Origin of the sequence: Desulfosporosinus youngiae DSM 17734 (assembly GCF_000244895.1) — a bacterium.
GTDB classification, from domain to species: Bacteria; Bacillota; Desulfitobacteriia; order Desulfitobacteriales; family Desulfitobacteriaceae; genus Desulfosporosinus; species Desulfosporosinus youngiae.
In genome coordinates, this window is the sequence record NZ_CM001441.1 from 337918 (window position 1) to 358815 (window position 20898).

General features: G+C 44.9%; 17 protein-coding genes. 13 read left to right on the forward strand and 4 right to left on the reverse strand.

Going from position 1 to position 20898, the window contains the following annotated elements:
* Nucleotides 1-204: 204 nt before the first annotated feature.
* The 3 genes from DESYODRAFT_RS01715 to DESYODRAFT_RS28970 all read right to left on the reverse strand — a co-directional run bounded on the left by DESYODRAFT_RS01715 (nt 205) and on the right by DESYODRAFT_RS28970 (nt 5045).
* Nucleotides 205-2097 carry a hypothetical protein gene (locus DESYODRAFT_RS01715; protein WP_007778637.1) on the reverse strand — a complete coding sequence of 631 codons (1893 nt, stop codon included), beginning with the start codon at nt 2095-2097 and terminating at the stop codon, nt 205-207.
* Nucleotides 2098-2396: 299 nt separating this feature from the next.
* Complete coding sequence (locus DESYODRAFT_RS01720; protein ID WP_007778639.1) at nt 2397-3953, reverse strand: YncE family protein; 1557 nt, start codon at nt 3951-3953, stop codon at nt 2397-2399.
* An 84-nt stretch (nt 3954-4037) separates the two neighbouring features.
* The gene (locus DESYODRAFT_RS28970; RefSeq protein WP_007778641.1) at nt 4038-5045 is read right to left on the reverse strand and encodes a glycosyltransferase family protein; all 1008 of its coding nucleotides are present in this window, start codon (nt 5043-5045) and stop codon (nt 4038-4040) included.
* 158 nt (nt 5046-5203) lie between these two features.
* Between DESYODRAFT_RS28970 and DESYODRAFT_RS01730 the strand changes: the two genes are divergently transcribed.
* The 7 genes from DESYODRAFT_RS01730 to DESYODRAFT_RS01760 all read left to right on the forward strand — a co-directional run bounded on the left by DESYODRAFT_RS01730 (nt 5204) and on the right by DESYODRAFT_RS01760 (nt 13380).
* Nucleotides 5204-5443 (forward strand): Rossmann-fold NAD(P)-binding domain-containing protein, encoded by a 240-nt coding sequence (locus DESYODRAFT_RS01730; RefSeq protein WP_007778644.1) that lies wholly within the window; start codon nt 5204-5206, stop codon nt 5441-5443.
* Nucleotides 5444-5620: 177 nt separating this feature from the next.
* A complete protein-coding gene (locus DESYODRAFT_RS01735; RefSeq protein WP_282433059.1) occupies nt 5621-6724 on the forward strand; it encodes a glycosyltransferase family 4 protein in 1104 nt (367 codons plus the stop codon).
* 162 nt (nt 6725-6886) lie between these two features.
* Complete coding sequence (locus tag DESYODRAFT_RS01740; protein WP_007778647.1) at nt 6887-7876, forward strand: SDR family NAD(P)-dependent oxidoreductase; 990 nt, start codon at nt 6887-6889, stop codon at nt 7874-7876.
* A gap of 17 nt (nt 7877-7893) precedes the next feature.
* Nucleotides 7894-8574 carry a sugar phosphate nucleotidyltransferase gene (locus DESYODRAFT_RS01745; protein ID WP_007778649.1) on the forward strand — a complete coding sequence of 227 codons (681 nt, stop codon included), beginning with the start codon at nt 7894-7896 and terminating at the stop codon, nt 8572-8574.
* Nucleotides 8575-8619: 45 nt separating this feature from the next.
* Nucleotides 8620-9537 (forward strand): dTDP-4-dehydrorhamnose reductase family protein, encoded by a 918-nt coding sequence (locus DESYODRAFT_RS01750; RefSeq protein WP_007778651.1) that lies wholly within the window; start codon nt 8620-8622, stop codon nt 9535-9537.
* Complete coding sequence (locus DESYODRAFT_RS01755) at nt 9521-10585, forward strand: polysaccharide biosynthesis protein (protein WP_007778654.1); 1065 nt, start codon at nt 9521-9523, stop codon at nt 10583-10585. The genes DESYODRAFT_RS01750 and DESYODRAFT_RS01755 overlap by 17 nt, the downstream gene beginning before the upstream one ends.
* Nucleotides 10582-13380, forward strand: a complete 2799-nt coding sequence (locus tag DESYODRAFT_RS01760; RefSeq protein ID WP_007778656.1) for a glycosyltransferase family 2 protein — start codon at nt 10582-10584, stop codon at nt 13378-13380. The genes DESYODRAFT_RS01755 and DESYODRAFT_RS01760 overlap by 4 nt, the downstream gene beginning before the upstream one ends.
* Here the strand turns inward: DESYODRAFT_RS01760 and DESYODRAFT_RS01765 are convergent.
* Nucleotides 13375-14319, reverse strand: a complete 945-nt coding sequence (locus tag DESYODRAFT_RS01765) for a CsxC family protein (RefSeq protein WP_007778658.1) — start codon at nt 14317-14319, stop codon at nt 13375-13377. The genes DESYODRAFT_RS01760 and DESYODRAFT_RS01765 overlap by 6 nt on opposite strands.
* 206 nt (nt 14320-14525) lie before the next feature.
* Between DESYODRAFT_RS01765 and DESYODRAFT_RS01770 the strand changes: the two genes are divergently transcribed.
* The 6 genes from DESYODRAFT_RS01770 (at nt 14526) to DESYODRAFT_RS01795 (ending at nt 20680) form a co-directional block, all read left to right on the forward strand.
* A complete protein-coding gene (locus DESYODRAFT_RS01770) occupies nt 14526-14888 on the forward strand; it encodes a hypothetical protein (protein WP_007778659.1) in 363 nt (120 codons plus the stop codon).
* A 98-nt stretch (nt 14889-14986) separates the two neighbouring features.
* Entirely contained in the window at nt 14987-15331 is a 345-nt protein-coding gene (locus DESYODRAFT_RS01775; RefSeq protein WP_007778661.1) for a hypothetical protein, read from the forward strand.
* A gap of 34 nt (nt 15332-15365) precedes the next feature.
* Complete coding sequence (locus tag DESYODRAFT_RS01780) at nt 15366-16907, forward strand: exosporium glycoprotein BclB-related protein (RefSeq protein ID WP_007778663.1); 1542 nt, start codon at nt 15366-15368, stop codon at nt 16905-16907.
* 346 nt (nt 16908-17253) lie between these two features.
* Nucleotides 17254-18810: a hypothetical protein gene (locus tag DESYODRAFT_RS01785; protein WP_007778664.1), complete on the forward strand. Its 1557-nt coding sequence runs from the start codon at nt 17254-17256 to the stop codon at nt 18808-18810.
* Nucleotides 18811-18997: 187 nt separating this feature from the next.
* Entirely contained in the window at nt 18998-20101 is a 1104-nt protein-coding gene (locus DESYODRAFT_RS01790) for a tetratricopeptide repeat-containing glycosyltransferase family 2 protein (RefSeq protein WP_007778666.1), read from the forward strand.
* A 42-nt stretch (nt 20102-20143) separates the two neighbouring features.
* Complete coding sequence (locus tag DESYODRAFT_RS01795) at nt 20144-20680, forward strand: class I SAM-dependent methyltransferase (protein ID WP_007778668.1); 537 nt, start codon at nt 20144-20146, stop codon at nt 20678-20680.
* Nucleotides 20681-20898 lie beyond the last annotated feature (218 nt).

A 20898-nucleotide genomic window follows, 5' to 3' on the forward strand; every position in this document is an offset into this window, starting at 1 on the left:
ATTGGTGCTTTGACTGGTCAATAGCAACTTCTAAGGTTTTAATTAGGGTTGCGGAGTTAATTCGGTATTTCTGAGCAGCCTGCTCAATGCTCATATCGAGCAATTGTTTTGCCCCTCAGCCGGAGGTGAGAATCCCGAATTTGCGAAACGTTTTGGCTGTCTGAGGGTATTTGCATAGAATGTCCGCAATATTGGTGCTTAAATCTAGGTAATCCATTTGTTCCAAAAACCCCCTTTAACTTTAGCGTCAACTTTTTCTGATTGGATTTGGGAAATCTGTGTTTCAAGTTTTTCAAGTGAGGAGTCACTCTCTTCTTGTTTGTCCAGTATGACTCGGAGAACTTGTGAGAGACTCTGGGTTTCTTTTTCAAGATTTGCCATAGCTTCTTTGACGGGTTCAAGTTCATCGATAGGCGCTGGATCTGGTCCCTGTTTAGCCTGAAGAGTATTTTCTGAGATCACTTCTAATATCTGGTCAAACTTAGAGAGCATGTTGTGAATCGCATGGTTGAGCAGAGTGTTTTCTTGTTCAAGATGAGCCACTGTTTTGATTAGAGACTGGAGTTGCTCGTTTTCTTTAATTGACATAGACTGAAGGGCCTCCTCTTTAGGGTTCTCTGGGCCTTGAGTTTCTTTGATCTCTTCAGGTCTTCGAGAGACTTCGGGAACTTTTAGTGCATCAGGGACGCTAGGGACTTCAGAGTCTTCTGGAACTAGAGTTTTTTTGAGTGGATCATCTATTCCAGGGGTTACGGTTAGTTCAGTTACTTCTGATTCCTTTAGTTCTTCAGTTACTTCGGTCTTTTCAGCAGCCTCTGCACTTTCATTTAGGTTCGGTATAGGGGCTTTATTAAGAAGGTCTGGCGAGTTTAATTCACGCAAGTTTATTTGGGCTGGGATTTCAGGACCTATATTTTCCGAGATGGAAACTACGGGTAGAGGGTCGCAACGAGGAGAGGATTGCTCGGGATAGTATGCCGGGACAGGTGGAGGCGTGGGTGTATGAGGAGCAATCGGAGGAATAGAGGCGCTAGTCTGGTTAAGAAAGGATTGGCGGGATGAAGGTACAGGAGTTTGAATTTTAACGGTGAACCCCAATTCTCGGTAATAGGCTGGAGCATGCCTCACAGTTTTATCGGCTAACCAGTAAGTCTGATGAAAATACTTTCTATCTCTGTGAATCCATTTTAAAGGCTGATGAAGAGAGGTTTGTGAGGTGAGCATTTTCCACCCTTTGCCGTCATTTTGCATGAGGACCTCTTCCCCTGTATTGACAAGCAGCCAAAGTACCCCGCCTATTTCTAAAGCTCCAATTTTTTTACAGGGAGAGTTAAACGTTTTGATCGGAGCTATTGACGGATTCCAAGTGCTGGATAATACATGGGCATCTATTTGTTGCGCTGAACGGACCTCAAACTGTCCTGTTGGAGTTTTCACAACCCAAAAGAGATGATGAACATTGTCTGTCGTCATCAGTGCAGCCATATCCACGACTTCTCCAGGTATTTTCAGTGTTTCGGTTGGAGATCCCCAGAGGTGAAATGTTCCGTTAAAACGGTTCGTAAAGAGAAGTGAGTGCCGTCCTTGGAAGGTTATGGTGCAAAGATGAAGGTTGCCTTGATTATCTAAGTTAACATGATAAAGGGGTTCTCGCGGGTGAACAACCTCCCCCATGTGTGTACTTTTCCACGAAGCTCCGTTCCAAAAACGATGTTCAATGCGCCAAAGTTCTGGAATGGATTGGTGAGTAGAAGCATAAAAGATATGTATTATCTTACCTTGTGGAAATAAAAAGAGTCTGCGGTATCGTGTGCCTCGTACGTCCAGTTTAGCAATTAAGGTTGTTTGAGGTGTGCCAGTTCCAGGGATCAGAGTGTAACAAAGATCTCCGCTGGATTTAAGTACGACAAGATGAACAGTTTTAGAATTAGTCATAATCCCATGAGCTAAGAGCAGAGGCTCTTGAATTCGATATGAGGGTTCATGGCTGTTGTCAAAAAACAGCGAACATCCCTGAGAGTCGATATGTAAGTATGAAGACTCATTTTGGCAGGTTAAAAGGAGAGGACTTAAAGTATTCCGACTCAGGAAAGCCAATATAATCACTTCCTTCTTCAGTTAATTTAAGATCTTTAATCCGTATATAGAAAACTTGGCTAGTGTGCGAAGACACTGTCTTTGCACGTACTTAACTCAGCCGAGAAGCCATAGGCGCAGGCTGTCGCCTTAGTTGCACTATGCGCTGGTTATGGACGGCGAGAAGGGACTTTAGAAAATATATAACGCAAAGTTTATACTTTCCGGTAGTACAAGAAAGGGCCGTTTGCTGACGGCCCTTTCTCTAAAAGGGCAACTACATTTATAAAAATTAGAGGGTGAATAACACATGACAGTGGTTATTGGCAACTATCCAGCTGTGGCGGGAAGAAATCGCTTGGGAATGGAGTGAGAGTGGTATCAAAGAAATTGATACACGGATTTTCTGGAATATCGGGGAATTCTTCACAGAGCGGAGGTTCTGGGCAGAATCCGAAGGCTGGAACGAGGAGCTGAACTTGGCCTGTAACTTTTGTGATAACAAAGCTGCCAATAGCAATTTGAATCGTAGTGCTTGTTAATACTGGGCTTGTCAATACTTCTGTTCTTGTTTCAACGCGGAGGTTGAAGTCGAATTCTGGTCGTGTTGGTGGGAAGTACATCACAATGTCTTTATTGATATCAGGTAGGTTGCCCGTGAGTGTAAACAAGACTCCGGTTGCATCTCTTAAAACTAAGGTATAAGGGATTTGAATGGTGAATTGGACTCTTGAGAAATTGGGGCGAGCTGGTATTGGCGTAATGACAACACTGCCAGGAACAATCACGCCAGTAGAAAAGGTCATACTTACAAAGGTGAACGGAGGAACACCGCCTGTGGGTAAGGTGACAATAAAGGCTGGGAAGCATTCTCTTTGCAGACAGCTAGCATAAACTTTTTCAACAATAATACAAACGGATTCAGTTATTTCTTCAAGTTGATAAGGGTCTGTCAAATCGATTGGGTCACTAGGTGATAAGGCTGATCCTACTCTTCCAACGGTAACCCCACGTGGTGGGAAGGACGTTGGTAGTGCAGCGGCAATGGTATTTGTCAATGTGTTAATGATGCTGATTGAGCTGTCACCTTCGTTGGCAACCCATAATTGGGTGCCATCGCCAGTAACATCTAGACCGAGAGGATTTATTCCGACAGGAACAGTTGTTATTACGTTGAGTCCCGTAGTCGAAATTACGCTTACGCTGTTTGATCCGAAGTTGCTTACATACATGAAGACAGGATTAACAGGGTTTGCAGCAATTTTTTGTGGGTTTGAGCCGACTGGGATGAGGCTGATAAGAGCATTCGTTGCAGTGTTAATGACACTGACATTGTTGCTGCCGCTGTTGACAACAAAGAGCCTCGTGTTGTCTAAGCTAACAGCCAAACCATTGGGTGAAGTTCCTACTGGGATTGTAGCGATAACGGTATTGGTTACAGGATTGATGACAGAGACTGTATTGCTGTCGCTATTACTTACGTAGACACGGCTGCCATCACGAGCAATAGTAACATCGGTTGGCCCTGTTCCAACTGTAATTGTACTTACGACGGTATGAGTTGGAATGCTAATAACGGAAACAGTTCCACTTCCAGAGTTTGTCACATATGCTGTAGTACTAGTAGGGTCGATCGCGACTGAGGTTGGTGCAAGACCCACTGGGATCGTTGCTAAGACGAGATTTCCGGCGGTGCAGATGACTGAAACAGTGTTGCTGCCGAAATTAGGAACTAAAACCTTGGTGCCATCCGGTGTGCGTTTTGGGAAAGCTGGTGCGATCCCCACAGGAATGGTAGCGACTAGCACATCGCTGTAAACATTATATATGGCGACGGCATTGTCGAGTGTTACCCAAGCGTGGGTTTCAAATAGCATGTGTGTATTCCCCCCTTTTTTGATTCAAGAAACAAGTAGACTTAGTAGCTTTCAACGTATACTATTCGCTCGTTGAGTAGGGTGTTACACGCTATTCCTATTTGTATTAGCCCTCTTAGAAATATGCTGAAGTATCCGACCGGCCCTTTCGCTCCAATCGTTTGCCTGAGCGTAAGCCATTCTTTCCGCTTTATGCAAATCTTTTTCTTCTAATAAATGGCGTAGGCGCAGGGAGAATAATTGAGGGTTGATTTCAAGATTAATTTTAGGAATGGTAAGCAGTTCAGGGAGTGGTGTCCCAAGAACTCGAATTCCCGCTGCATAATATTCATAAAGTTTGATAGGATTGCATCCTTTCGTCATTTCTGTTTGAAGAAAGGGTATCAGACCAACATCAAAGTGATGAAGATACGTTGGAAGTTCTCGATAAGATTTAAGTCCTAAATAGAAAGCATTCTTGAATTGCAAGGGGAACTTATTAAGTTGAAAAAGAGCCCCCAGGAAAACAAAATTAATTCCCGGATTCTCCTGAATGACAACTTTGAGTAACTCCCAATCAATCCAGGGGGCAATTGCTCCACTATATCCTGCGATGGGTTTCCCCGTAGGAAGGTCTGTTGGGCGGTATGGAGGAGAGGGTGAAAAATGAACGTAATCCACACCGTTCGGTATTAGATGAACATGGGGATGGCGGGTAATAAAATAGTCGTAAATGCTTCCGCTGCTACAGATGATTAGATCCGCTTTCTCTAGGATTGTAGGATAATAGGGGGCCCAACTGGCAAACTCCTCTTTAGGTTCATCAACTGCATCATAAACAACCAGATCAGGGTCATAATTCTCAATTAAATTAATATGAGAGGGTACTGTCAACCAAAGAATACGTGGTCGCAGATGTGGAACAGTCAGCGCTGAAGTTCCTTGGCAGAGAAGAAGAGAGGGAGACAACGGGCTGATTCCAGGGTTTGAAAAGTTGCCGAGGTCCTCATAAAGAACAGTTTGGCCGGATGCAGAAAATCGGCCTAGTAACTGTTGTGGGCGTTGAAACATCCAACTCCAAGGGATGGAAGGAGGATAGATAATTGTAGGCATTTGTAACCTCCTTATTAGCCGTTTACCGATAATTGTCGTACATAGTATTAGGATATGTCGAAAAGGTTTAGGGGGGAATGGAAGGGCTAGTACCATTTATTCAATATGCTCATACAATATAGAGAGATGTCTGTTTTTCAGGCAGGAGGAGTGAGTTTATGGGCGAAGAGGAGGCTCGAACGCTTAAAGAAGATATTGCCGAAATTAAGGAGTCTGTTAAGGACGTATCAGTTGTCGTAAACGATATGCGAGTGTTGCTGGCCGGTAACTATATCACGAGACAGGACTTTGAAGAGTTCAAAAAGGGAATGGAAAGCACCCGTCGTTGGTGGTCCGGTTTTATGATAACCCTGGCAGGAGCTTTTGCTGCAATCGTCAATCTCCTCTGGAAACTATAAAGGCAGACGCGGAGACCAGACAAGGGGACGGTTCTCCTGTCTAACTAGTTAGACAGGAGAACCGTCCCCTTGTCTTTCTAACATGTTTAAAAGCTTGTGCATAAAGTAGTATTACAGATGTTCAATCACTCTTGGCAATGGTCTGATAGTTAATTTATAGGGGGTGATTCTCTGAAGATCTTATCATTAACCAATGAATTTGAAGATGAAAGTTTCGGCGGTGCGGGAACAGCTGTCACAGGAATCGTGCATATGCTTGATCGCAGGGGTGTTCAAGAAACCGTAATAGTACCGCGTAGTGATTGGAATGTACCGAGCTGGATTTTACGAGGACAACAAATCAAAGTCTTAGGGATACCTCGAAACAGTCACTATTTTGGTTATCTCGGGATGATCAAAGCTGACGTTATATGTAAGGAGTTCCCTGAAATTTGCCAGGGGTGGGATGTTATTCATTGCCATGCCATTAATTTTACCCCTTTGGCGTATACCTTGTCCCAAGGAGTTATTCCAATTGTATACTCTGTCTATTCATTCTTACGTAAAGAATTAGGAGACCGGCCAGAGCCGGACTTACAAGCTCAATTCAAGATACAGGAAGAGCTTCTCATGCGTTGTCAACGCATCCAGCTCATAAGTCAAAGCGAAAGACAGTATTTAGCAAGCCGTTTTCCGGATTACCTTCCAAAAACAAAAGTTATACCACTTGGTATCACCATACCATCGGAACGTTGGATACAGGGCAACACGAATCAGTTTCTGTATGTGGGAAGATTGTTGGATTATAAAGGGATCGAGGACTTGATCCGCGCAGTGTCAATTAGACATCAGAGTGGTCGGCGAATCCACTTAAATGTTGTCGGAAAGGGAACAGATTCTTATGAGGGGTTTTTGAAACAGCTTGTTCAGTCTTTGCAACTAGAAGCTTATGTTCATTTTCAGGGCAGAGTATCCAGCTCAGAAGTATGGCGATGGATGGCGCGCTCCACTGCCCTTGTTATACCCAGTCTCCGTGAAGCCTATGGATTAGTGGCCTTAGAGGGAATGGCAATCGGAACACCGGTCATAGCTTCAAATGCTGGGGGGCTAGCAGAAGTTGTGCCCAATACCTGCGCTATAACTTTTGAGGCAGGGAATGTTGCACAGTTATCAGAAGCTCTAGCAAGCATACTGGATAATCCCTTACTTCAAAAATCACTCTCAATCAAAGGGTGTCAGAATGCTTTAAGATTCGAGTGGTCTAAGCTTGCACCAAACTATTTAGCACTCTTGGAGAGTTAAGCTTGTCAAAAGCGTGTTAAAGGGACGGTCCTTTTTGACACATAAGTATGTCAAAAAGAACCGTCCCCCTGACATTTCTCATACACTTGTGTCAGAGGTGTCAGATAGACAAAAACTGACATAAGATATATGAATTACGGGAATAAGAGGGGATGGAGAAGTATGACTTGGGAGCACAAACAGGTTTTGATTACAGGAGCTGGTGGATTTATTGGCAGTCACTTGACTGAGGCCTTGGTTAAAGCAGGGGCCAAAGTTCGTGTTTTTATTCGATATAATTCCAGAGATGGTCGGGGGAACCTAGAAGATTTAGAGCCAAGGTTGCTTGAACAGATCGAAATGATTGCGGGAGACCTACGTGATGCAGATGTAATCGAGAGATCTGTTAAAGGATGTGACGCAGTTTTTCACCTAGGGGCTTTAGTGGGAATTCCGTATTCCTATAAAAATCCTCGTGAAGTTGTAGAAACAAATATTTTAGGAACCTTTAATGTTCTAACTGCGGCCCGGGATCATGGTGTCGAGCGTATTGTTCACACTTCAACCAGTGAAGTATATGGTTCAGCACGATATGTCCCGATTGACGAGTCTCATCCTCTCCAGGGTCAGTCTCCGTATTCAGCCAGTAAAATTGGCGCGGATAAGTTGGCTGAAAGTTTTTATGCCTCTTTTGATCTACCCGTCGTAACAGTAAGACCGTTCAATTGCTATGGACCGAGACAATCCGCCCGGGCCGTCATACCGACGCTTATTACTCAAGCACTTGCTTGTCAGGAAATACGTCTTGGAAATACAGATACACTTCGTGATTTTACCTTCGTAACAGATACAGCTGAGGGATTTATAAAAGCTGCTCAGAGCTCAGCAGGGCTTGGAAAGGTCATTAATATTGGTTCAGGAAAAGAAATATCGATTGGACAGCTAGCGCAGGTTATCACAAGTACCATTCAGAGCAAAGCAAAAATTGTGGTAGATGAGGAGCGAGTTCGCCCGAGCAGAAGCGAAGTAAATCGACTTTTAGCCGATAATCGCTTGGCTAAGGAAACAATTGGGTGGGAACCTCAGGTGTCACTGGAAGAAGGAGTTAGAAGAACGGTTGTATGGATTGCCAGCCATATGAATCGTTTTCAAATTGGGAAATACCAAATTTAAAAGGTAAGGGGGATATTATGCAAACAATCATTTTAGCAGGAGGGAGAGGGTCACGACTAGACCCGTATACCCGAATTTTGCCAAAGCCCCTTTTTCCCATTGGGGATAAACCAATTGCCCATATTCTTGTCAATCAACTAAAGCATGCGGATTTTACTGAGATAATTATGTGTTTAGGATATCTCGCAGATTTCATCAAGCTTTACTTTAAAGATGGCAGTGACTTTGGTCTAAAAATTCGCTATTCTACGGAAACAGTTCCTCTTGGCACGGCGGGTCCCTTGAAAATTGTCAACAATTTGGAAGAGGATTTTCTTGTCGTCAATGGAGATGAATTGACGACCCTAGATTTCCGAGCGCTGTATGAGCATCATATTGCGATGAAAGCAGACATGACGGTGGCGGTACACAAGAAGGCCGTTTATTCAGCGTTTGGGGTTTTAGAAGTTAAAGATGGCCAGGTGACTGCCTATTCGGAAAAACCAACTCTTAACTATTGGGCGAGTATGGGCATTTACGTCGTTAATAAGCGGATTCTTTCCTTGATTCCTGATAATGAACGCTATGATATGCCCGATCTCGTTCAGACTCTCCTTTCGCAGCATGCCCAGGTAGTGAGCTATGAAAGCGATGACCTTTGGTTTGACATTGGGACACCGGCAGATCTCGAAAAGGCGAAAGAGGTTTTAGGGAGCTAGAGCTCCCGTGCAAGGGAACCTTTCCCTGAAAGGTGTGAATAGGGAATGAGAAAGGTATTGATTTTGGGAGGGTCGGGAATGCTGGGGCATACCTTGTTTCGTCATCTGGCGCAGGATATAAGGCTGGATGTCTATGCTACAGTCCGCTCCGCTGAGGATCTTTCCGATTGGCTGTCAACGGATTGGCGGAAAAAGGTGCTCAAAAATGTTGATGCTCTGAATTCAGATAGCCTGACCAAGGTTTTCACGGATGTATCGCCAGACCTTGTAGTGAATTGTATCGGAGTAATTAAGCAAATACCAAAGGCTCAAGACCCACTCGCAACGATTACGACTAACGCACTGTTGCCTCACAGAATTGCTTTGCTTTGCCGTGCTGTAGGTTCGCGCTTAATTCATGTCAGCACAGATTGTGTCTTTGATGGAGAGAAAGGCGGATATCTGGAAGGGGATGTTTCTAATGCCCATGATCTTTATGGCAGGACAAAATTCCTCGGTGAAGTAGCCTATCCCCATTGTATTACCCTGCGCACATCGATTATTGGACATGAATTGAAAGGAAACTATGGTTTAGTGGAATGGTTTTTAAGTCAAAAGGCAAGGGTTCGTGGGTTCCGGCGAGCCATTTATTCCGGTCTTCCAACCAGCGAATTGGCGCGAATTATTGCCGATTACGTGATCCCTAATTCAAAAATGAAGGGACTTTACCACGTATCTTCTGATCCAATTTCTAAATATGAGCTGCTGAAACTTATCAATGTTCAGTACGATAAGAACATTGAAATCGAACCAGAGGATAGTATCAGACTCGATCGGTCATTGGATTCAACACGCTTCCGCTCTTTAACAGGCTATAATCCACCTTCATGGCCCGACTTAGTACGCGGAATGCATCAGGATTATTTGCAGGGCCCCTATCAAACCGGCAAAGCCAAGGGGGATAGAAATGAAGATATTCGATAACAAAGTAATTGTCATTACCGGCGGCACAGGTTCATTGGGTAAGGTATTAACTCGCCGGCTTTTAAATAAGGAGCTTGGCTCCCCTAAAAAAATCATCATCTTTTCGCGTGATGAGGCTAAACAACATGCTATGAGAGTTGAATATCAGCATAAGTGCAGTGTTACTGATGAAGTGATCTATGACAATTTTGCTCGACTCATAGAGTTTAGAATAGGAGATATCCGTGATTATCATTCCGTCTGCGCTGTATTAAGGGAAGCGGATATAGTGGTCAATGCCGCAGCCCTTAAACAGGTTCCTTCTTGCGAGTATTTCCCGTTTGAAGCGGTGCAAACTAATGTGATTGGTCCGGAAAATATCATCCGTGCTATTCGTGAAAATAATCTTAAAATTGAAACTGTAGTTGGAGTCTCTACGGATAAGGCTTGCAAACCGGTGAATGCCATGGGGATATCTAAAGCTTTACAAGAGCGAATCTTTATAGCAGCGAATGTGACACTTCCCCAGACCAGATTTATTTGTGTGCGTTATGGTAATGTACTGGCCTCCAGAGGGTCTGTAATTCCTTTGTTCCATGAACAAATTAAGCATGGCGGCCCGGTTACTATTACGACTAAGGAGATGACTAGGTTTTTATTGCCTCTAGAGAGTGCGGTGGACACCATTTTTGCGGTTCTGCAGGGCGCTCGGCCCGGGGAAATATTCATCCCTAAAATTCCTGCGGCGCTTATAGAAGATGTCGCGAAGGCTTTGATGGGAGATCGAAAGATCGCCATAAAGTATACAGGAATTCGTCCGGGCGAAAAAGTTCATGAAATTATGATTTCTGAAGAAGAGGGTTGGAGGACCTATGATCGTGGTGATTATTATGCGATTAAGCCTATGCTTCCAGAACTGCTGAAGCCGGAACCCGGCTTGCAGGCATTGTCCAAAGAATATAGTTCGGGTGATTTCCTGATGACCTTCGAAGAGACGGTAGCTTTATTGCAGAAGCATCGGCTCTTGATAGGTCAAGAAAATCGAGAAACAGGTGAATTTTTAAGATGAAAAAAAAATATCGTATTACTTGTATTTGCCAAATCTATAATGAACTGTGCAAAGACAACCTAGAACGGTTTGTAAAATATGTTCTGCCAGCTATAGATAATTTGGTTGTCTATGATGACGGCAGTACAGATGGCAGCTATGAATATATGCTCAAACAAACACCCCATGTACTCAGGGGAACTAAAAATGATTTTGTCAACGAGCGAAGCCATAAGCAACTTATGCTCCAAGAAGCTTTGAAGCTAAATCCGGATTTTATCTTGTGGTTGGATGCCGATGAGGTCTTAACTGCCAATGCCGCTGAAAAGCTTCAGGAATTGTGTGCCAAATGTGAAGAAGATCAGTATGATGCGGTGAACATGCATGAGATAAACATTTGGCGCAGTCATTCTTGGCAGCGCTTAGACAGCCTCTATGATAAGGGGTGGTTCTGCCGCCTCTGGCGAGTTGTTCCCGGCATTTGCTTTAAGGATACAAAACCTGGACTTCACCAACCACTGTTTCCGTCGACGATTCGGAATGTGATGTGGACTCTTGATGTTCAAGTATTACACTATGGTTTTTCCTCGCAGCAGCGTTTGGCTTATAAGTATCTGGTTTACAAGTCTCACGGGCAACGCGGTTATGATATGCTTGATCGTTTAATCAGTGAGGAAAAGCTCGTTGTAGCAAAAGTTCCCCGAGAACTTTTTCCGGAAGGTCTCTGGCTTGATGACGATGAGCCTAAATCAATGACCTTTTTGGAGTCCTTAACCTATGTTGAAGAATACCGGGCAGAAGTGTTTAAACCAAGATTCTCTATTGTTTGTTTAGTCTATAAAAGTGTGGCGTGGTTAAAATTTGTTTATGAGCAGGTCTTTAAATATACGGATATGTCAGATAAAGAGTTTTTCTTTGTAGCGAATGATGCGAACCCCGCAGTGCTCAGTTATTTAAGGGATAATTATATTCCGCATTATGTTTTTGAGAATACTCCTGAACAGCAAAAGGAATGGTATGTCAATAATGTTTATCGTGCTTACAATTTTGCGGTCAGCAAAGCTCAGGGGGATTTTGTCATCTTCATTAATTCAGATATGGCCTTTACGCCAGGTTGGATGGATAGCCTGTGGCGGGCTTATAATGGAGAAAACTGTGTGACATCTCGATTAGTGGAGTCTGGGAAGCTGCGCAGTGGTCAATATGGTGTGGAAAGGGACTTCGGCCGGGATTATTCGTCCTATCAAGAAAAGGAATTTCAAGAGTTTGCTCGCGATTTGGCAGAACCTAAATTGTTGGATGGAGGCTTATTTATGCCTCTCTTAATTCGTAAGAAGCATTTTGAACAAGTGGGAGGCTATCCGGAAGGGCAGGTTCTCTTAGGAAGTGATTTTGACCATCCGGTTATTGCTAAAAGGGGAGAGGCCTGTATATCCGGAGATACCGTCTTAATGCTAAAGCTTAAAACCATAGGTATAAAGCATCAAACGGCGTTTGACAGTCTAGCCTATCATTTTCAGTGGGGTGAACTTGATAGTTCGGAAACCTTGGCAGCTGTACCGGGGAAAATGAAAGTTGCGGTATGCAATGATTTTCTCACAGGATCAATGGGAGAAGAGGTATTGCGGAATTTTCATCTGGAATCTTTACCTGCGTCAGTGAGTATAGATAGGCATATTGTCGGGGCTGAGGGAGACTATGCCACAAAGGCCCGAAACTATATCCGAGGACATTGCCCCGAAGTAGAAGTAATCCTTCAACATGCGACCTATGTTAATACTGTCGACGAATCACGCTATACGATTGGGTTCTTACAAGACAATCTTCGAGCCATGGGCAAGCCAAATAACCAGCACGAGGAAAATTTGCGTAGGGCCAATAAGCTTGTTGCAAATTCTATTCAAACGGCACAGTCTTATCCGGAGTATGATTTTGAGATAATTCCTACAGGCGCGGATCAGGAAGCTAAACAAAAATGGCATCGATTGCTGATGAGTGCCTTTAAGGAGCTTATGATTGCCAAATTCAAGGATAAAAAAGAGGTCAAACGACACAAAGTATCCATTATCATAACAACCTTTCAGCGAACTCATTTATTAAGGTGGGGACTTTATTCATTATCCTTGCAGACCATGCCATTTGAGTTTGAAACAATCGTTGTTAATGATGGCTTACCGGATGAAACAGAAGAGATTTGCAATGAATTTAAGGAAAAACTCAACTTGAAGTATATTTTTACCGGGCAAAGAAATCTTAACGGTAAATCGATTTGGCGGGTACCTGGGTTTGCTATTAATATTGGAGTCAAGCAATCCTCTGGGGATATTTTAGTCATGTGTTGCGCCGAAATGCTCCATGTTAACCAAACTATAGATAGGCTTACCAAGCCTATCTTGGATAACCCTAAATTGATGGGTATACCAATTGGAAAGGATGATCGTACTGGGGCCCTTCTGGAGTGTATCAATAAGAATAACGGAATTTTTGATCTGCCTACGTTCAATAATTGTGTAGATCTAACGACAACAATGCCCTTTCTGATTGCCTTACATCGCAGTCAGTTTATGGAGATTGGTGGTTATGATGAAGATTTTATAGGGATTGCTTATGATGATCGGGATTTTATGGATAGATTACTGAAAAACGGTTGTCAATACTGTCAGACGGACGCGATGACGGTACATTTGTACCATCCCAGAGCAGACGGCTATTATGAGGGCGGGGGTCCTCCGGAATGGGACTATAATAAAAATCTGTTCTTTTCCAGGATTGGTCAAATCGTCAGAAATGAAGGCAGGGAGTGGGGAAAACTATAAGAAGTGCTTGTTTTGTAATAATAAAAGGGCCACATGTGGCCCTTTTATTATTCGATTAAGCTTCGCTAGTATGGTACTTATTTTATTAAACAATAGGTTCAAATCGCTACATTTATCTTTTTTAGGATGACAGCTGCACGGATCGTCCGGATAATTGATCTGGGTTGGAAAGGTGAGTCGGAGTTGGATCAAAATGATCATCTTCTCTTGCAGGGTTGTAAAAGTACATTCTTCAAGGGGACCACCTTGCAGCGGCAGGCGGTCGAGTGCATGGTCCATTTCGTTGATTTGACTGAAAAGCAGTTGGCAGGCGGGTGATTGGTTATAAAATTGACGGCTCAAAAGGTTAAACTCTGGAAGGTTGTTGGATAAACACCCTGAAGGAAGCGTTATCGAGTTAGCAAAACCGTATTCCTTCTGTTGATCATAATAGATAGGTGGAAATATGAGATGCTTGCCTAGGTCAATGACACATGAAATGGGTATATCCACAAGGAAATCTTTCATTACGCCTGATACCGTGGTGGAAGTTTGATGCACTGCTTCTGAATATTGAATATCCTTGCGTACAAAACCTTCGAGAAACAATTTGGGAGTATCGTGGGGTATTCCAGGTTCTGAGGGGACGCAATTAAGGAAGTGACTCTGAGTTATTTTTAGATTTTTTTTAATCAATTTAATTTCTAAAGCCTTTGTGGGTAAAGTGATAACCGACTCCGCAGGGATCGATACCGTTACTACGACTGAATTGGGACCTGATTTCTCAAATTGCAGAGGAGTGCACATTTGCAGTATTGCATTACTTGGAAACGTCGGATTTGGAGAGACCGGCGGAATAGGCTGAGGGCATACTTTGGGGGAGGGAGTCCCCCGAACCCAATTAGGGATAAAAGGAGCATGTTGAGTCCATTGATGAGAGCAATTCTTCTGATGAGACAATTTTCCTCTTCCTCTCTAATATTAAATAGGGCATAAGCTGATTTCTTTATACAAAAACCTAACATCCAAGAAGGTTATCCTTTTATATAAATAGGATATGTCCCACGAAAGGAATTGTTCCAGCATCAATTACAGTTGAAAGGTAACAAATTTGGGACATGAACCATACAATGAGTAAACCCATAATTTAGGAGGTTGGGAAATATATGCCTTATTTGACCACGGGTTTATTGGACAATGCACTGGGCGGTGATGAACAGAGTTCAACGCTTTCGGTAAATATCTTGAATGGTGATATCTCTACAGTAGCAATTCAAATTGAGGGATTTTTTCAAAGTGGACCGACAAAAGTGAAATATGTAGAAGAGTTTTTCACCCTTACAGCGGGAACAGTAGTCTTAAAAAATTACTTCGTTCCCTTTAAAGCTTTTGAATTTGTATTCTTTGTTAGCTCGCAGGCTGTAGAAATCTCTGTATGGAGTAAAGACGTTACAGGAAAGCTTACTTCCACTCATTTGGTCATGGTCGAAGCAAGCGCTGAACAGGAAGTCGCAGAGGGACAGATCTAAATTTTTATGAGTTGCGGATTTAATAAAATTGGTAGGTAACAGAAAACGGACAAGTACAATACAATGTATAAATCCCTAGATAAGGAGGTTGGAAAAATATGCCTAAGTTAACAACAGGTTTGTTAGAGAACACTCCGGTTGGAGGTGTCAGACCCAGTTCAACACTCTCGGTGAATATATCGAATGATGACACGGTTAGTGCAGATGTTCAAATTGAAGGATTTTTCCAAAGTGGAACAGCAAAGGTGATGTATGTACAGGAGTTGTTTACTCTTACTGCAGGTAGTGTGGCACTGAGAAGCTATTACGCCCAATTTGATGCCTTTGAATTTCAATTCACGGTTAGTACAGAGGCTGTTGCAGTCACTGCTTGGGGGAAAGACGCGGCGGGAAATCTGACGACAGCTCACCGGGTGGTTGCTCAAGAGGTTGACCCATTTTAACAAGAAATAATTAATAATGTGAGGAGACGAGAGCATGGCTCAGTTAACTACGGGATTGATCGAAAATACCCCCGTCAATGAAGTAAGACCAACGACAACGTTTACAGTAAAAATCACCAATGATGATACGATTGATGCTACCGTTTTTCTTGAAGGGTTTTACGTGACAGGGATTACGAAAACTCTGTATGTGTTGGAGTTATTTGTTATGGCACCTGGAGAGGTAGCAGAAAGAGTTTACTACGCGCAGTTCGACGAGTTCGAATTTCAGTTCCTTACCAGTTCGGATGCGGTTGAGATCTCTGCTTGGGGAAAAGATGCTGCTGGGAATTTGGTCGCAGCTCATCGCTTGGTAGCTGCAGAACTTGATCTGATAGGACCTAGTGGTATTACGGGAGCGACGGGAGCTGCAGGAGCGACAGGCGCCACGGGAGCGACGGGCGATGCAGGAGCGACAGGCGCCACGGGAGCGACGGGCGATGCAGGAGCGACAGGCGCCACGGGAGCGACGGGCGATGCAGGAGCGACAGGCGCCACGGGAGCGACGGGCGATGCAGGAGCGACAGGCGCCACGGGAGCGACGGGCGATGCAGGAGCGACAGGCGCCACGGGAGCGACGGGCGATGCAGGAGCAACAGGCGCCACGGGAGCGACGGGCGATGCAGGAGCAACAGGAGCCACGGGAGCGACGGGCGATGCAGGAGCGACAGGGGCCACGGGAGCGACGGGCGATGCAGGAGCAACAGGAGCCACGGGAGCGACGGGCGATGCAGGAGCGACAGGGGCCACGGGAGCGACGGGCGATGCAGGAGCAACAGGAGCCACGGGAGCGACGGGAACTGCAGGAGCGACAGGGGCCACGGGAGCGACGGGCGATGCAGGAGCAACAGGAGCCACGGGAGCGACGGGAACTGCAGGAGTGACAGGGGCCACGGGAGCGACGGGCGATGCAGGAGCAACAGGAGCCACGGGAGCGACAGGAGATGCAGGAGCGACAGGAGCCACGGGTGCAACTGGGGCAGGGGCCACAGGAGCCACAGGTGCTACAGGAGTAGCGGGAGTTGGGGCTATCATTCCGTATGCATCAGGGGAGCCTATTTCGATAACCACGATTGCCCTTGGATTAGTAGGTCTTCCTAGTTTTGTTGGGTTCGGAAACTCCGTCCAGGGTCTTACTGCTCTTGGGGCAACTATTGACTTGACCGGTGTTGGTGGACTTCTGAATTTTGCTTATTCGGTTCCCCGGGATGGAACTATAACTTCGATAGCCGCTTTCTTTAGTGTTACGGCAGCATTAGCTTTAGCTGGCTCAACAGTTACCATTACAGCTCAGTTATACAGCTCAACTACCCCAGATAATATTTTTTCTCCAATTGCGGGTACTGCGGTAACTTTAGCGCCGGCTCTGACAGGAGTAGTTTCCGTGGGCGATATAAGTAATGGTATTGTAACTGGATTAGCGATACCAGTAACGGCTGAGACGAGATTATTAATGGTATTTTCTGCAGAAGCTGCAGGTCTGTCACTAATTAATATTGTAGCAGGGTATGCCAGTGCGGGTGTTGCGATATCATAAACACATTGACTTGTTGGAAATCATCAGATTAAAATTATTTATTTTGATAAAAGAGGCTAGGCTAAAAAAACAGCAGGTAAGAACCGTCTGAAACATTAAGTTTCAGGCGGTTTTTCGCTGTAAAGGGGAAAAATCACAAAATAGAATATATATGTAGCCAAGTGGAAGGTTGATCTGTTCTAACAATTATTGAATAGAGTAACAGAAATGGATCATGTACATAAAATAATATAAAACCATAATGTGGAAGGTTTTTAAACTGTTCTTAGAACTATGCCCAGCTTCAAGGTAGGAATTAATTAGTTCGACAAAAAGATATTACAAATTATGTGAAGGGGACGAGAGAATGCCAGAATTAACCACCGGATTAATCGAAAATACTCCGGTCGGCGGTGTAAGACCAACTTCATCTTTTACGGTAAGAATCACTAATGATGATACAAGTGCTGCTGACCTTGAAATTTTAGGTTTTTTCGTAACAGGAACCATAAAGACATTGTATGTCCAAGAATTATTTGATTTAGCAGTGGGAGATGTTGAAACCAGAGAATATTTTGCACAGTTTGACGCTTTTGAATTTCAGTTCATAACAAACTCGGATAGAGTGGAAATATCTGCGTGGGGAAAAGATGCCACTGGAAATTTGGTACCGGCTCATCGTGTATTGCCAGCGGAACTCGATATACTTGGTTCGATAGGCATAACAGGAGCCACAGGAGCGACAGGGACTGCAGGAGTGACAGGAGCCACGGGAGCGACAGGAACTGCAGGAGTGACAGGAGCCACAGGAGCGACAGGAACTGCAGGAGCGACAGGAGCGACAGGAACTGCAGGAGCTACAGGAGCCACGGGAGCGACAGGAACTGCAGGAGCGACAGGGGCCACGGGAGCGACAGGCGATGCAGGAGCGACAGGGGCCACGGGAGCGACGGGCGATGCAGGAGCGACAGGGGCCACGGGAGCGACAGGCGATGCCGGAGCTACAGGAGCCACGGGAGCGACAGGCGATGCCGGAGCTACAGGAGTCACGGGAGCGACGGGTGATGCCGGAGCGACGGGTGATGCCGGAGCCACAGGGGCCACGGGAGCGACAGGTGAGACAGGAGCTACAGGAGCCACGGGAGCGACAGGAGATGCCGGAGCGACAGGAGATGCCGGAGCTACAGGAGCCACAGGAGCCACGGGAGCGACAGGCGATGCCGGAGCTACAGGGGCCACGGGAGCGACAGGTGATGCAGGAGCTACAGGGGCCACGGGAGCGACAGGCGATGCAGGAGCGACAGGGGCCACGGGAGCGACAGGAGATGCCGGAGCTACAGGAGCTACGGGAGCGACAGGAGATGCCGGAGCTACAGGAGCCACGGGAGCGACGGGCGATGCCGGAGCTACAGGGGCCACGGGAGCGACAGGTGATGCAGGAGCTACAGGGGCCACGGGAGCGACAGGCGATGCAGGAGCTACAGGGGCCACGGGAGCTACAGGAGATGCCGGAGCTACAGGAGCCACGGGAGCGACAGGAGATGCCGGAGCTACAGGAGCCACGGGAGCGACAGGAGATGCCGGAGCTACAGGGGCCACGGGAGCGACAGGAGATGCCGGAGCTACAGGAGCTACGGGAGCGACAGGAGATGCCGGAGCTACAGGGGCCACGGGAGCGACAGGAGATGCCGGAGCTACAGGAGCCACGGGAGCGACGGGCGATGCCGGAGCTACAGGAGCCACGGGAGCGACAGGAGATGCCGGAGCTACAGGAGCTACGGGAGCGACAGGAGATGCCGGAGCTACAGGAGCTACGGGAGCGACAGGCGATGCCGGAGCTACAGGAGCCACGGGAGCGACGGGTGAGACAGGAGCAACGGGAGCGACAGGTGAGACAGGAGCTACAGGAGCCGCAGGAGTATAATGAGATAGACCGGAGTACCAGAAACCGTAACTTTATAAGTAATTGAGTGGCTATACTGCGGTTAATTTAAATTTTAGTCTCTTGGTGCGCCAAGGGACTAAAATTTTGTTTTCTTTCAAGATAGAATTTCACAATTAATTTATTTTGAATATCATACAGTAATCATGGTTTTAGAAGGAGAGGGAAAATGGAGGGTCAGAAAATAAGAATTAGTCTATGTATGATAGTTCGCAATGAAGAAGCTACAATTGCAAGATGTCTTGATTCTGTTAAAGGCATTCCGGATGAAATTGTAATTGTTGATACAGGGTCTTCAGATTGTACAAAAGAGATTGTCACAGAGTTCACGGATAAGATTTTTGATTTTATTTGGATTGATGATTTTGCAGCCGCTCGCAATTTTGCTTTTGGCAAGGCAACCATGGAATATGTCCTGTGGTTAGATGCAGATGATGTCTTTACAGAATGTGACCGTGAGAAGTTTTTGAAGCTGAAGGGAGATTTTGATCCCCTGGTGGACGTTGTCAATATGCCCTATCTTTTAGCATTTGACCAGTTTGGCGCAGCTACTTTTAGCTTGCGTAGAAATCGCTTGGTTAAACGAAGTAAGAACTTTCGTTGGATTGGGGCAGTACACGAATATTTAGAAGTGTATGGGCATGTTTTAAATTCTGATATTTGTGTAACACACAAGGGGACGGGAGGGAATGATTCTGACCGCAACCTCAAAATATATGAGAAGCGTAAGGCCAAAGGCGAAGCGTTTTCCCCACGGGATTTATATTACTATGCAAATGAACTGCTTGATCACCGACTCTATAATCAGGCCATCGAATTTTACCAGGAATTTTTAAAGACTGGACAAGGATGGGTCGAGGATAATATTTCTGCTTGCGGAAAATTGGCTGACTGTTACCAGAAATTAGAGAGGAATGATGAACAGCTTCAGTATATCTTTAAATCATTTGAATATGCCTCCCCAAGAGCAGAGTTTTGTTGTCGTTTAGGCTTTCACTTTTTAAGCGCTAAGCAATATGAACAAGGGATTTTCTGGTATAAACTGGCTACTCAATTGGAAAAGCCTATTGATAGCTGGGGACCAATGATTGAAGCTTGCTGGACATGGTTGCCGCATTTACAGTTATGTGTTTGCTATGATCGTTTAGGTAAACATGAGTTGGCCTATGAGCATAATGAAATTGCTAGAAGATATCGCCCTGAAAATACTCAGGTTATCTACAACAAAACTTATTTGGAGGGTGTTTTAGGAAAGATAAAGGCTAAGCAATAACCTATGTATTGAACAATAATTAAGAGGAAGAGGTTGAGTAATGTGGTGGTATTAAACTGGCATGAAGATTTTATTGTACACTTGGCAAGCCTTGTTCGGCCAAAGGTTTACGTGGAACTTGGCCTATACCATTGTGCGCTTTTCAATCGCATAATTCCTTTCGCTGAACAATTAGTTGGAGTGGATATTAGCATGGAAGCCGGCAACTATATGCAACAATCTTCGAAAACACGCTTTTTCAAGGGAACAACTCAGGAGTTTGCCAGGGAAGTAGAGAGCAATCCCTTTCAAATTGATATGTTATTCATTGATGCCGATCATTCAAAAGAGGCAGTAGCACAAGACTTCAAAGATTTTTTCCCATTTGTAGCCCCACACGGATTGATATTATTGCATGATACCCATCCTGGAAATGAGCAAATGATACAACCAGAGTGGTGCGGTACTGCCTATCTGGCGGCAGAAGAGTTATTAAAGGAATCTGGATCGGCGTATGAGCTGATGACGATTCCGATTTCACCTGGTTTAACGATTTGCAGAAAGCGTCAGGTTCAATTGTCTTGGCAAGAAAAACTATAAAGTGATAAGTATATAGGTGGGATCTTGACGGCTAGATAAACAGTGCTGACTCAAGGGCCGTTGCAGTTCACTACTGGACGGCCTTTGATAAATCTAGTTTGTACAGTTTTGCTGTATAACAACTTTGGGGTTAATTGAGGTTTACCCGACCATTTATTTATTAAAGTAAAAAAAGAACTTGTAAAATTCCATTTGACCCATGTAGATTAAAAGAAATA

Excerpts from the sequence above, each read along its gene's own strand:
- DESYODRAFT_RS01720 (WP_007778639.1), bottom strand. The coding sequence starts at position 3,953 with ATGCTATTTGAAACCCACGCTTGGGTAACACTCGACAATGCCGTCGCC.
- DESYODRAFT_RS28970 (WP_007778641.1), bottom strand. The coding sequence starts at position 5,045 with ATGCCTACAATTATCTATCCTCCTTCCATCCCTTGGAGTTGGATGTTT.
- DESYODRAFT_RS01730 (WP_007778644.1), top strand. The coding sequence starts at position 5,204 with ATGGGCGAAGAGGAGGCTCGAACGCTTAAAGAAGATATTGCCGAAATT.
- DESYODRAFT_RS01740 (WP_007778647.1), top strand. The coding sequence starts at position 6,887 with ATGACTTGGGAGCACAAACAGGTTTTGATTACAGGAGCTGGTGGATTT.
- DESYODRAFT_RS01745 (WP_007778649.1), top strand. The coding sequence starts at position 7,894 with ATGCAAACAATCATTTTAGCAGGAGGGAGAGGGTCACGACTAGACCCG.
- DESYODRAFT_RS01750 (WP_007778651.1), top strand. The coding sequence starts at position 8,620 with ATGAGAAAGGTATTGATTTTGGGAGGGTCGGGAATGCTGGGGCATACC.
- DESYODRAFT_RS01755 (WP_007778654.1), top strand. The coding sequence starts at position 9,521 with ATGAAGATATTCGATAACAAAGTAATTGTCATTACCGGCGGCACAGGT.
- DESYODRAFT_RS01760 (WP_007778656.1), top strand. The coding sequence starts at position 10,582 with ATGAAAAAAAAATATCGTATTACTTGTATTTGCCAAATCTATAATGAA.
- DESYODRAFT_RS01770 (WP_007778659.1), top strand. The coding sequence starts at position 14,526 with ATGCCTTATTTGACCACGGGTTTATTGGACAATGCACTGGGCGGTGAT.
- DESYODRAFT_RS01775 (WP_007778661.1), top strand. The coding sequence starts at position 14,987 with ATGCCTAAGTTAACAACAGGTTTGTTAGAGAACACTCCGGTTGGAGGT.
- DESYODRAFT_RS01780 (WP_007778663.1), top strand. The coding sequence starts at position 15,366 with ATGGCTCAGTTAACTACGGGATTGATCGAAAATACCCCCGTCAATGAA.
- DESYODRAFT_RS01785 (WP_007778664.1), top strand. The coding sequence starts at position 17,254 with ATGCCAGAATTAACCACCGGATTAATCGAAAATACTCCGGTCGGCGGT.
- DESYODRAFT_RS01790 (WP_007778666.1), top strand. The coding sequence starts at position 18,998 with ATGGAGGGTCAGAAAATAAGAATTAGTCTATGTATGATAGTTCGCAAT.